We start from the raw sequence: 14,261 nt of genomic DNA on the forward strand, positions 1-14,261 counted from the left end.
TATTGAATAATCATTCTGTGGCTTTCTTTACCGGAACCGTCTGGTCAAAGGCAAGGCCACTATGACCTTCTCCCCTGCCAGTTTGTTTCCGGATACCAAACCACGTATATACGCTACCGTTATACCAGCGGGAACGCTGATAAGATTGATATACGTTTGTACCGGCACGGGGTACTTCTTCTTCATTGATGAAGTAAGGCGTACAATCATCTATATCCAGCCCTTCGCGCAACAAGACCGTACGCGGGCGGATCTTTGCAGGTTTATCAGGGTCCCCATTCAGGATGCGGGGCATAGCCGCACGTTGCAGGCGGATGGACCGGTTACTACCCTCCTTACGTGCAGGGATAAACGGAATCCAGTTTTCAGGCACACTGTTCATTACTTCATAGCGGATATCCGCTTTATAAACCGGTGCCGGACTGACTACGGTGCCATCTAAAATATCTTTGTCCAGCAACTGCTGGTAACGTTTCTTCAGTTCATCCGCGGCTTCACTGCCACGTTTGCCTGTTCCTGTTGCTAACGGTACCGTATACTCGATAGCCCATACCATATTCGCCATTTCATCGCGGATAAAGTGTATTTCCTCCAGTGGCCTACCTTCCAGCGTTTTAGGCGTAACCGGTAATACCAGCAGTGTCGGGTCTGTGAGCTCGCCCTGGTTGCCTTTTGTGTTCAGGGTAAACATGCTCCACTTGCGCCAGTCGTCGTCCAGACCTTGCCCGGCGGCTTCAATCCAGTAACGTTCACCGAATACGTTGGTCACAGACATCCCTTTTACAGTGGCAATACTACCGGCATCGAGGGTGAATGGCAGCAGGAACCAGTCGTTGGCAAATACCAGTCCGAACTCCATCAGTAACAGCTTACCGAGATCTGTAGTTGAAGGATTGATGTTACCGAAATTGGTGCGTCCATCTTCAAAAGTCCACCAGCGGGTATTGGGCATCCCGTCGAAAGTAACGGGTACCGGTATAAAGGAACGCGTATAAGGCTTTTGTGTATCAGGAGGATCAGGTACGCCCGTATCTCCCAGGGTAGTACGTGTTGGATCTATATCCAGGTTGTACCAATCCAGATGCCCCTGGCAATATTCATCTGCTGTCATTACCTTTTCACCACTGCCCAGTGGCGCAGCACAACCAAACTGATATTCCAGGAAGTCGGGCTTCCAGGCATTGTTCTCCGGGTTAACAGGCTGATAATATAACTTTTCATACCAGGCGATAAACTTCGCTGCTACAATATCGATAGCATCCTGCTGCGCAGATGTCATGACAATACCATCGTATGCATGATGCCCCCCAGGTTCTTTAAGATAAGCATACAAATCGTAACCGTCCATACATCGCTGCGCTGCGGCGGCCACCTGTTGCCATACCTCCCGGTGTGCGGTGATCAGCACATCATTTTTATCAGCGGTATCCGGGATCTTAATTTTATATATTGTCAGATAATCATTTTTGAAATCACCCACTGCTGCAGCCATTTTCAGCCATTGTCTACCCATCAGCAATCGTATATCAAGCGATATTTTCTGTATGCCGGATATAAAGGGAATAGGGCGTTGTTCTGCTTTTGCTTCCAGCGGCACGGTATCATCAAACACCTGTACGGCATGATCTGCCGCCATATATTTAGTAAGACGGGTAGCGCCCATGTGGATCTTCGACGTGATCGGCGAGCCGGCATCATCGCCGCGAAACTCTCCCATCTGCCACTGTTTGGTGAGCATCCAGAGTGCATCCCGCACTTCCGCTTTCAGGGCGCGGTCAAAATTATCTGTACGGGGCCTGGCTTCCAGCCTGTTCCATAAAGTAATGGCAGGACGCGTTCTCAGCGTCAGCTCCTGTTTTATATTTTCTAAAGCAACATATTCGTTCATAACTTATGATTTGCTCAGTATTTCCTGGATGTTATTGTTAAATGCAAAGTTCAGCGATGGCGTCAGCGGATACACTGTCATAGAAGAAACAACGGCGGGCAGGAACCGCGCATAACTGGTATTATCAATATGCGTGGGTTCTATCGCGCGCTTCTTCGCCATGTCCAGTGTTTCATGCAAAGTGTTGACCAACTCCTGCCATTCCCAGGCGCCTTTGAAGTCTGCCGGCATGGCCAGCAGCATCACCTGCGGTGGTTCAGAATTTGGCCTGTCGTAATGAAAACTAACCCCAATCGTTTCCTGGCGGGAAGGGATTACTTCTGTCCATTCGTCCAACAGTAAACCACACTGATGTTTTGTTTTATCAAAAGGCACGGTGTAATGTGCGGTGTACAACAACCGGTCACTGTCAATCACGTAATCAGGGGGATAAGTCAGCGCCAACCAGCTATCGACATTATTGAATGGCAGTTGCAGCGGTTGTAAGGCCGGTTCTGCGCTGCCAAAGGCTTCTGCGAGGATGGTGGTATTTTCCCAGTGATACATTTTTTCCCGTACACGGGCTACACCATATAACCATTCGTCCACCGGAAAATCCTTTTTTTCTGTATTCACCAGGTAATCCAGCAGTTGATCTTTTGCGCTGTAAGCATTGGCCCATTCATCGGCTTTATCTGTGGGTACCGCAAATTCGGGGACTATTTTAAAATCATCATGAAACAATTGCTTTGCAGCCTGTAACAACAGATCCACACGCGGCTTCCCTTCTGTGGCGGCGGCGGCATCTGTCATGAGTGCAGCGGCGGCGGTGAGCCGTGTTTTCAGATCGGCCGCCAGCCCGGTGGCCTTTGCTGCCAGCTCCGTAGCCAGTGTAATGATCTGCTGCGCTACATCTTCTACATCAAATGGCTCCAGGTCAAAAGCAGTAACGGGTAGCTTGGCTTTGATGGCGTTTAAAAATGCGGAGAGCGATCTTTCTGTGGTATTAAAAAGCGTATTGAATTCATCCCGTTTATTTTTAAAAGGTGTGCGTTCGCCCATCAGGCTATCCCTGAAATCATCGGGGTTGGCCGGCAACAACACTTCGGGGTTGGCGGTAATATCTCTTCTTGCTTTCAGCAGCAGATCAAATTTTTCATCGGTGGTAGCTGTTCCCGGCAATGCGCCATATGCCGTGATGAGATCATCAAAATCTATCAACTTATCGTCCCATCGTTTGATCAGGTCTTGCAGCTTTTTCAGCAAGGTGGTGAACAGTTGGTTTTTACGGTCGTATATAAACCCGAAACCCGTTTGTGGTAAACCAGATTGGCCTGCGGCCGATAAAATATTAACCAGGTCCGACATATAGATGTCAATGTTGTTCAGGATCTGTGCGCGGTTGGCCATTGTATCGGCTACCAGCGGGTCAATAACACTGCTATAAGTGGTCAGTTCATTTGCGCGGAGGTTTTCCAGCCGGTCGTATGACAACTGTATGCGGGCCATATCCAGGAACTGAACCTGGTCTGCCTGCTGTTGTGCATTGCCGGACAACACAATATCATTGGCGGTGAGCGGTCTTGAGTGCAGCAGGATATTCCGCAGGCTGTTCATCAGCGGCGCCAGTTCGAAGAAACTAACCTTACCGCCTAAACGCTTCATGTAATTGATAGTTACTGCCGTATCGGGCCTTACGGTGGGCCTGTCCAGCACAAGCCTGTTGATACGGTCGTCGAGATCCGTCATGGCGGGTTCGTTATCCGTATTCACCAGGTACAACAGGTCTATAGGTTCCAGTCCTAATGTTTGTGCAGTCACTTCTTCGTCGGTTATGACACCATAACTAACGGTGCAGACTATATTATTTACCTGTGGCAACAGGCTGGTGAGCCATTTATTAATTGCGGGTTCTGCTTTTGCCCGCGGTGTGTTGCCCAGTGCGGGATTCAGGCCGGTGTCGAGATGCAGCCCCACGCGATGGGTGAGATGAACGCCGCTGCGCGGTGTCTGTATCACATCCGGTAACGGTGGGAAATTGCCTTTGCTGTATGTGTCGAGGGTAGCAGCGCCACGGTCATAGTTTCCCTGCACTACCTGGTGTACACTTTCTGCCAGCGCGGTATCGGCAATAGCATCATTGATGTCCAGAATTTTTTGCACTTCTTCATTGATAGCCGTTGCCTGTGCGGGGTCATCTACCGGTGGCAAGGGCTTATCAAAAGGATAGCTGCTGTTGCCTGTTTTACGGATCTGTTCTATCAGCGCCAATCCATCTATCACATTATTCGCTTCAATAGATTCCACGCTGTCAATAGGTGTTTCCGTAGTGCTGTCTACCACCGTATCCTTATTTTTGTTGGCAGCCAGCGGAAATACTTTCCGCAACTGGTAAATAAAATAATCCAGTTCCACGCCCGGATGACTTTCATGCAGGCCACGTTCCAGGTAATATCCCAGCAATGCACTGAGCGGCTGTCCGCCACGCATGCCTTCTATTACAGATAACGCCTTGCGTACCCTTTCAGAAGAAAGATTGATCCGCAATGCATCGGGGTTATCGTTGGTCATGTATCCATTACGCAAAACGGCTGCGGTAACAGCATGATTCAGGGAAGGCGCCATGATATAGCCACCGTTGGTATTGTCTTTTACCAAAGGGGTGGTTTGATCTTTTATGAAGATATCCTGTAACTCCGGATCATCAAATTGTACGGCGGTGAGCTCTTTATTTTCGGAGCGTACATCTTCCAGCCAGCCGTAGGCGCCGATGTAGATCCCCTTCCGGTAGCCCTGTTCCCCGTTATCAGTCCGGCTGTTGCGCATGGTAGATAACTGGTAGTTGAGAATACCGGCTTTCCATGCATCCAGGCGATAACCACAGCAATCGATATGTTCTGCGAAAGCCCTTTCCAGCCGGGCAGTAGGTATATCTTTCAACAGTTCCAGGCTTTTCAGCTGTTCGTTGAGATATTGGGTAGCTACTTCTGTTTTAATGATCTTCGGAATATAATCTCCTACCAGCAGATCACTGTTACCGGTAACTTTTGCTTCCGCGCTATAGAGATATTGCCAACGGCTTTCTGTTTTCGCAGCTTTCTGACTGATATGCAGAAAAGCCGGTTCCATCTTCGCCAGTGTTACCTCTGTGGGTGTGAGCAGCGCCGCCTGTTGAAACAACAGCAGGCTTACTTCCACATAACTCAGGTCCAGTGCATGATGCAGCACATGGTACAGTAATGCTGCGGGAATTTTATTATCGATAAATCCTTGTTGCTTACGCAGTGTATCGTGAGAAGTTTGTGCGGCATTGATCAGCCATTGCATATAATTTATGCCATTGGGGTCCGGCGTATATTTACGGATCATTTCTTTTTCAGAAAGCGGGCGGTCGTCGATCACCGGGCCTTTCAGAAGGTTCTGACTTTGCAGGAACAATTTGTTGAGGATGTCCGGTTGTTGCTGTCCGTTATAGCCCAATTGTTTCAGCAGGTCTACACCGGATTGCATATACCCTGCTGCGAGCAGGATGCCGGTGATGATGGCGCCGAATCCCATCAGGTTAAGGCGGTTGAATAACTCTTCCACACTTTCAGCGTTGCGCTGGTAATACTCTACAGAAGCGGGATTCAGCCCAACTGCATCCAACAGCAACTGATGTGCATCGCCACCTTTTCCGATGTAAGAAACCTTGTCGAGCAGTGGCGCCCAGTCGGTATCTATCTTCTTTAAAAGCGTATATAAACGGAAGATGTAATTACTGTTGACCGCAAGACCATTCGTAGCCGTAAGTCCCGGCACACTCCTGCGATCCAGCCAGGGCAGGTCGGAGAAAACGGTAGCCGGCAGAATGCCGTAAGGTTGCTTACCAATTTTGATAGCGGGTATAGTACCGCGACCGGATACAAAATTGTTGAAAAAATTGCGGGTACTCACAATATCACTTTCACTGAACACCGGCTGCATGAGCGTTTCCATCATGTAGCCCATTGTTGCCGGCCAAAGCGCCACGTTCATGGCTTTACCTTCCAGTTGGTCAGTAAAACCGCTGTTCTTTACTTTATACAAAGCATCATAACTGATCCCCAGGCTTTCTGCCAGCCATTGTCCATCCTTTTTAAGGAATGGGTCTGATTCGATGTCAAACAGTTTATCTTTCTTCATCTCATCAAAACTTTCATCCGCATCATCCAGGCTGGCATACCCAGCGCCAGTGGTATCGGTGTTGTTGGTAGGCGTGCCTTGTTTCAGCAGGGCAAATCCTTTGCGGCTCAGGCGATGATGATCTATCAGTTCTTCGAGCAGTGCGGTTCCTTTTTCCTGGTCGGTACTGAGGCGCACACCCAGGGTAAGTATCCGGTCAAATCCTTCACTGGCCTGTATAGGTGTGAGGTCTATTTTAAAGCCCAATCCTTTGTTACAGGCATCTTCAAAATCTACCATCCAACGTATATCTTCTCCTATAACCAGGTCACCGTTGGCATCCTGTGCAAACTGGTCACCCGGTGCAGTATTGGGATCAGGTCCTACGATGAGCGGAGAAGGAACCGGAACGCCTGTCTGTTCAAATATTTTATTGCCATTGTTATAACCTATCACCACAAAACAATCGGGCATCACATTCACATGCGGCGCCTGCGACCACGATTGCAACTTTGTATCTGTTGTATCTGCTGCCGGCAGTTGCAGGAAAACAACCTTTGTTTGCACGGTTTCATCTTTGCGGTATTGCTGGGACAAAGCAGCAAAATCCATCGGCAGCAAAGCTTTCTGGCCGGTTTGCGCATTGGCCTCACCCACTACACCTACCAGTGCTGTATAAGCTGCTGTTTCCTCCGCCTTGTTACCGGCAGATTTCAGCAAGGCGGTCCAGTAAATACTCCATGCTGTTTGTCCGGCAGCATCGGGCAAAGTGGTGGTACTGATGACCAGTAGTATATCTTTTGGATCGGCTTTAACAGGTTTATCGCCTGCATTTACCGGTATATATTGGCTGATGATGTAAGCCGCGCGACCAGACCCATGGCTGGATACCAGTGTTCTCCAGGCGCCGCGTTCATCTGCGTCCACGCCACCGGCTTCCCATAATTTAGCCCAGTAGAAGGCAGCGTTTTTCACTTCTGTTTCAGATAACAATTTTTCAAAAGTGTCTACGGCGCAATCGTCCGGGAAGATCCTGATCCAGAGTTGATCAGCTACTGTATTATCTTTTGCGATTTTTTTAAACCTGGTTTCTATGCGTACTGGCAGCAATAAAAAAGGATAAGCATCATCCAACCGGCCAATGTTTTCCTGCGGGCCCGTAAAAACAGTAAATTGCTGGCGGGCGCCCAGCTCCAATGCTGTAGCGGAAGAGAGCTGTTCTTTAAGACTACTCACCGTTGCCGAGGTGGTTTTTTCCATTCCTGTCAGCACTTCCAGTCTGGCTACCTGCTGCTGGTTATGCGGATCATAACTTCTCAGCAGCAATTCCTTCTCCCTGTTTATTTTGCTTAACCGTTCTTTGGCGGTAACAAGTAACTGCTGCGTTTGTGCCTTCCCGTTACGGGCGTCAGCGAGTTGTTGTCTTATATCATTAAATTCAGCCATGATCTTAAAGAATTATTGCATTAAGGTTTTGGGAGCATTTCCGAAGCATGCACTGCTACCAGCACAGGCGCCTGATAGAGAATGTAGGCCACTTCTGCTGCGTTCATATCCTTATTCCAGGAAACAAAATTATCGTCTGCACGCTGTTCTGTTTTTTCATTATCCGATACATCCAGCGGACTTAAAGTAATGGTCGGCGTAGCATCAGTGATCTGCATGAAAGCGCCTGCGGGTGCGCCCGGCAGGATATCCTGCCAAGACAGGTCATTCCACACATTAGGGGTTGTATCCTTATCGATATCCAATCCAAAACGGGGCTCACCCGGACGTTCCTTGATGCAGAAAAACCATCCTGCATTATTCAGGTCAGCCTGTGTTTCGCCGGTACCACCTTTTGCTTTCAATGCGGTAAGATCAAATCCGAAGAAATAAATATCGGGGTCTACTTTTGCTTCGTACAGCGGTGTTTTAATTTTTGTGCGCGGCGGCTTATCTTCTTCCGCAGCGGTGAGTGTTACCAGTTCCCGTTCTACCTGGTTATTGATGGTACCATCCTCTTTCAGTTGCCACTGGGCCTGGTGTGCATAGATCACTGCATTGGGATATTTTTTTAGCAGCTCTCCACGGATTACGAGTACCAGCTCTTCTTCCTTGTCGCCATATGCTTCCCTGTTATCATGGTCGCCCAGTTCAGAAAATTTGGACCATTTATGCAGTGGTGGAATATCCCGCAGCCGTTCTTTCAGCGCCGCTTCATCGGTTACGGTGCCATCAAAGAAACTGCTCACATCCCAGAACTGGCGGAAGTAGCTACCACGCTGGTCTGTGAGGTATTCGCGCCAGAACAGTTCCCTTGCAAATTCATGGTTCAGTCCTACCATATATGACTCAATGAATTTCTGATTTGTCTCCAGCAGGGAGATTGTATTTTCACTGATGAAATTGATGTTTGGCAGAAACATTTCTGAAGATATTTTCACCAGGGGTTTATACATGGGGATATCCAGTTCGGGATAGGCCCATACTTCGGTAAATTCTTCTGCCAGCTTGATGCGGATACGTTCAGGTATCAGCAGGCTGCTGTATATTAAACGGGGAATTGTCAATACCGGATCAATGGCAGTAAAGGTTACATCCACGATGGCGGGCAGGTCCAGCCTTGTTCTTTCCACCACTTTGCCGCTGTTACGGGTCACGGCCAGCATATTCAAAGAGTCTTTCAGTGCAGCTTTATACTGTATACCTTCTTTGCTGTCGGTGGATCCTTTGCCGGGTGTAAAGTTATCGCCGGGGTTGCTCAGTACAAAGTCAGGACTTGTTGGCAACGCATCCACAGACGCGGGTGTCTGGTTTTCTTCGGTCAATGCATCCGCTGCTTTCAGCTGCTTTTCCCATTTGGTTGCCATCACATAAAAAGCGATCAGTAGTGCGGCGATCAATCCCAGGAAGCCGGACAGCAATGATGGCAACAGGAAGATCAGCAGCACCAGGAGCAGCGCCAGTAATAAGGCCCCTAGTTTTATCCATGGTGATTTTTTCAGGAGATCCAGCAGAAACGGCGGTACATTTTTTGGTAAGAGCGACTGTCCCAACTGCTCCATGGTAGGCAATGTTGCCGGGATCACTTTTGGCGGCGCTATCAGTACCTGCGCATCATTGATCCTTGCAAGCAGGTTGGTTGCCTTTATGTCGCTGGTGAAGGTCAGTGTTTTCATCACCCTTCCGCCGGGGCGCATTATTTTACGCATCGGTGAAGAGGTAACGGAAGTGGTTATACGACTTTTACTGACCTGGTAATATACGGTCATGTTGCTGCTCAGCACTCTTTTCTGCATGGGCGCCAGCAACTGCAAAGCTTTATCTGAACTGGTTTTCACCAACGGGTCTATCTGATTTTTATACCAGCTCCAGGAGGCTGCTTTTGCCAGTTGCGCCAGCCGCATTTTCCGGTTGGCTTCCAGCACATCGCCAATTTGTTTCCAGGCAGCACTCATATAGTCTTCCTGGTTATCCTGGATTACCCGGGTGCCAAAACCTGCGGCTACGCGGAAACGCGGATCGAGGTTGAGTTCATGCACCCAGTTGGCATTGGGGGTAATATCTGTGCCATCCCTGTTCTTGAGCAGGCGGCTCACCAAAGCATGCCAGCGGCCATATAGCGGCGCAGTGATCAGGGGATCGCAATCCGATTTAATGTCGGGGTCCAGTGAAGTAGCATTGTTGGCATCGGGGGCTGTTTTCTCACCATAATCATCTGCCAGGTTGATGAAAGCTGCGAGGTCTTTCTGGAATTGGGCTGGATATGGATGCTGATCCCATTCCTCATATTTCGTCACTTCATCTTTATCGGGTTGGGTCATGGTGTCAAAAGGTACCTGTAAAGCGCCGCCCAGCTTCAGGATGCCACCCAGCTCCGGCAGATCGATGCCGTGCAGGTTGCTGCCGGGGTATTGTACATCCATGTCTTTCCGGCCTACTTTTTTGTCTACAGGTCTGGGCTGTAGCAACCTTACGAGGTATTCAAAATCGCCTACGGTGCCTGTTCTGAAATACCAGCGGTGGTAATACGGGAAGCTCGCAGTGTCTTCACGGCCGCTGTAATCTGCCCATGCAGAAAGCGTAGCATGGATAGCCGCAGGCAGGTCCTCCGGTTTCATGCTCCGGCCCAAACCCGCCAGGCGGCCAGTTTCAAAGGCAGGCACCAGAAATGCATGATAGGCGGTATTCTCTTCCAGTTTCATAGGACAAAGCAAACGGCTGCTGGCAATGTCCGGATTACTACCTACTTTTTGGGTGAAGGCGGAGATCACCGCATCTTTGTCTGCCGGCGTGGCGGCAATCTTGTTCATCAGGCTGTCGCTCACGTGCACATGCGCCCAGGCCCACGATTGTTCTGCCGGTGGAAATTTTGTGGCTGCATTATCTACCGTAATAAAAGAAAGCGGTTTATCCTGTATATTTTTTCCTTCTTCAAAATCACCTTCTTTCAATATCACCAATGCCAGCCATGGGCGCAGCCGGTCACGTGCGGTATCCGGCGCAGCCGGTGTATATCTCCACGGGAAATCTTCATCATAAAATTCTATATAAGGGAGGTAGTTAGGCTCAAAATTAGTGATCCAGTTATGTGGTTCATTTTTCACGATAGCGCGCGGATCAACGCCGATAATATCAGCCGGGCCATACAGCTGTACATCTTTGGATACGGGTTTGGTAACGGTACTGCCGTCTATACCATCACCATTGATGGTGAGTGCCACATTAATGCTGGCACGCACCTTTACAGCGGGGTCCATATCGCCGGAAGTGATCTTGTTGGCGATCCCCTGTCGTAACCAGGGCAGAAAAGTATATGTGGCTATGGTGTCGCTCATGCTGCGGTATTTAATTCGTTTTGTGGAATAACGTGCAATGCATCTCCCAGGTTAGGATCTGTTAATAGTTGTTGCTGCATAAATTCCCTGGCCTGCGCTTCACTGGCAAAGGCGGCGGCCCCTGCATTGTATGCCTTGTTGTTCATTACATTGGCTACGGCGTAAGCGCCCTGCACTACCTGTACTTTATCATCGAAAGGTTGGTACTGTTTAATATTCTTCTTCGACAAAGCGGATTTTGCTACGGCATTTCCTTTCAGGAAATGATTGAACAGGATACCGCTGAAGAAGTTGAAGAAGTGACGTACAAAGCGTTTATAATTTGTATCGATCACAATCAGTTCATACCTTACGATGCGCTTCACGGCTTTACCTGTAGTCACCAAACCGCCGGCAGCAGAGAGTTCCAGCCCGCCGGTTTCTTTTTCAAAGGAAGGTCTTGACAGCTTGGTGGCATTGTCCATATCCTGGAACTGTGCCATGGCAAAGGATTCTGTTACATCGCCTTTTTTATCAAGGCCGCCACCGCCCGTGGTAATCGTGAACAGCTTAACATCACTGGGTTTTTGCGAGCCTACTTTGTTAAGTGTAAGCCCGAGTGGTACGTACCGCTGACTAACGCGGAGCGTACCTACGGGATGCAGTACCAGTTCGGCTGCTGCATCTATTTTACGCAGTGATACGAGGATGTTATTACCAGCGGGCAGCTGGGCCTTCCAGTTTTCCAACTTCTCAAATTCTGCTTTCAGCAACGGCATGACTTCTACCGGCGGCAAGGTGGTATCCTGTGCATCGCCCCAGGTAAAGTCAAAGTCTACATCAATATCAAAGAACAGCAGTGATATAGAGCCGGTGCCTTTAGCCCTGTAAGGTGTAGGTCCTTCCAGCGACATTTGTACACGTACGCTGAACAGTCCTATGCCAAAGACTTTCACGGAAAGGGAGGCAGAGAGTTCCAGTATAAAATAAAATGGAGAGAACTGGAATAATGCATCGAAAGCGATATGTCCGTCTACATTCAGTGCGCTGAATCCGAAGTACAGTTCTGCACGCGCGCCAAACTGCACGGTGTTGGAAGTAACCGCGAAATATCCCATCACACGGATACGTCCCCACGATTCGTTGAGGATGTTGAGCGATACCCTTACCGGTGCGGGGAATGGCAGTGGTGGCGGGTTGAAGGCCGGGTGGAATCCACCCACGCTTACTACGAAATTGCCATCGCTGCCCCAGGCTACCAGCAGGCCCATTTCACCATCGATGGTGATAAAGAGGATGCGGGAATCGTACAGACTGGCGAAGAACCACAACCTGCTCTTATCGAATTCTATGGCGCCGATGAAATTGATTTGTAACACCAGTATGGCTGCTTCTTCTGTAGGCAGGGCTACTTTTAAAACGCCCAGGATAGCGATGTTACCGGGTATTTCTATGATGATGCCCAGCGATACCGTGATCAGCGCCGGTGTTCCCCAACCCAGTTTGGCCATGGGGCCTATCAGGAATTTACCTTCTTCTACCGGGAAGAAAGTACGCAGATCACTGATGATGCGCGGTGCATTCTGCACGATGTCTGTAGGGAACATGATACCATTAACGGCGCCGCTGCGCACGCCTTCCGCCAGGGGTTGCAGGTTCATTCTGCGATTCACTCCCAGCAGCCCGCCTACACCCAGTAATACAAAGCCGAAGCCCAGTTGTATACCGGTGCCGAATTCGGCGGTGATGATGATGAGCAACGAGAATCCGCTGGAGCCATCCGGCATTTTTGTGGTGATGATACCGATCGCTTTTAAGGAGATCACTTCGCTGAAAGTAAGTTCCAGTGCGCCGGCATATTCGCCTTTGTCGTAATCGAGGAACAGGTAGCCGCCGCCTTTCACGACGCCGGCGTCTACAGACAAGCCCACACCATTAGGCGGTTTGAAACCTACCGCCACATCGAACATGCCGTATTTTGAACTGTTGCTATCAGAGAAAGAGAAATCTATCTTGGCGCCTATACGGTCTACCGAAGCAGCCAAAGGCCCCAGCATGACCTTCAATCCTGCTGAAGCTTCGAGCGACAATGTGCCGGTGCTGAGGATCTTTAAAGCCAGGTAGATGGCATTTATTTCCAGTGGGCCCAGCTGCCGGTGGATAGGTAAAGCTATTTCGATGCCACCGCTGGCCTTGATGCGCAATCCCTTGCTGGCCAGCCATTCCAGGCCAAGATCGAAGTTGCCTTCTATATCTGCATTGGATAATAACTTCGCTATAAAACCATCTCCGTCTGAGGAGCCAATGCGCAACGTAGCGCCGGAGATGTCTGCAAAAAAAAGCGGATCGATCAGGGCTACATTGTTGGCTACATCCCAGCTGGCAGAGAGTCCTACACCAGCAGACACATTGTTGGCAGAGAGGTTTATCAACCCGTTATTCCCGATGATATCGAAAGGTTGTGCGGCAGGATTACGATCCACAAATGCACGTACATCACCGGAAATCTGTCCGCCCGGTGGTTGCAGCTTAAAGCTCAATGGTGGCAATACCTGCAACCCTACTTTGCCTTCAAGGGCGAAGCGGGCTTCGAAACCGGCGCCCCATTTATCGTTGAACTCTACCCGGTTAACAGTAGCCTCTTCAAAAGATGCTTTGAATTCAAACTGAAGTCCCGGGGGATTTACGGTGGAGATACGCCTTACCCGGAAATTAGCATATTGAAAATAAGGATCGCCGTCAACCACGCCGAGTTGTACACCGGATTCCTTGTGAAAAAACTCCGACAATATTTTAAAACTGGTAGTAGGATCAAAAGCCGGATCCCCCCACTTCACCTGATCCCTGAAGTGTTTGGCGGGATCGTTGATAAAGCCTTTGATCCTTTCGAGGTACAATGCTTTTTTTACAAATCCCCTGCTCAGTGTGTTGCTGCTATCTTCCGGAACAAACTGCCAGTCGGCCAGTCCCAGTGTTTTGAGCAGGAACATCACCTGGGGAATTTTATGTTCGATGGCGGAGATGATCACACCATCAGTAATCTTTTTTGCCAGCACACCCACCAGCGCAGTAGCCGCCGCGCGGTCGTTGTTATCGGGAATGGTAGCCGCGCTGATACTGCTTGCAACGGCCGTTACCAGGCTGCTCACCGCCGAAAAGAAAGCGACCAGTTGCTGGCCGGATTCAAAAACTTTCTGAATGATGGCAGCTGTATCATTGGCGGTGACGGCGTCTTCGAGTGCGGTAGCCGCTGCTGTGAGGGCATTACCGGCGAAGGTGCCCTGTTTCAAGGCATTGGTTACAGCGGGTGTTTGCAACACTGCTTCGGGCAATTGGAGGCCCAATGATTCCGTACTGAAATCAGCAAAGAAACCTGCGCTGTTGCCCAGTGTTTTGGCTAACGAAGTAGCGATGCGTACAATGGTATCTTTTCCGGCCATAGTTGAATACTT

The 14,261-nt window shown here is 49.5% G+C and carries 4 protein-coding genes; all 4 read right to left on the minus strand.

All coding sequences use genetic code 11. The features are described from left to right. Nucleotides 1-10: 10 nt before the first annotated feature. Genes ABQ275_RS14900 through ABQ275_RS14915 form a run of 4 tightly spaced genes read right to left on the minus strand, consistent with a single transcriptional unit; the run spans nt 11 to nt 14,249 of the window. Nucleotides 11-1,888, minus strand: coding sequence for a hypothetical protein (locus tag ABQ275_RS14900; protein WP_349313938.1), 1,878 nt, complete (start codon nt 1,886-1,888; stop codon nt 11-13). Between the two features lie 3 nt (nt 1,889-1,891). Beyond that, nucleotides 1,892-7,456, minus strand: coding sequence for a hypothetical protein (locus ABQ275_RS14905; RefSeq protein ID WP_349313939.1), 5,565 nt, complete (start codon nt 7,454-7,456; stop codon nt 1,892-1,894). Nucleotides 7,457-7,476: 20 nt separating this feature from the next. Further along, nucleotides 7,477-10,830, minus strand: a complete 3,354-nt coding sequence (locus ABQ275_RS14910) for a hypothetical protein (protein WP_349313940.1) — start codon at nt 10,828-10,830, stop codon at nt 7,477-7,479. Continuing rightward, nucleotides 10,827-14,249 carry a DUF6603 domain-containing protein gene (locus ABQ275_RS14915; RefSeq protein ID WP_349313941.1) on the minus strand — a complete coding sequence of 1,141 codons (3,423 nt, stop codon included), beginning with the start codon at nt 14,247-14,249 and terminating at the stop codon, nt 10,827-10,829. The genes ABQ275_RS14910 and ABQ275_RS14915 overlap by 4 nt, the downstream gene beginning before the upstream one ends. Nucleotides 14,250-14,261: the final 12 nt, after the last annotated feature.

Source organism: Chitinophaga sp. MM2321, assembly GCF_964033635.1.
Classification (GTDB): domain Bacteria; phylum Bacteroidota; class Bacteroidia; order Chitinophagales; family Chitinophagaceae; genus Chitinophaga.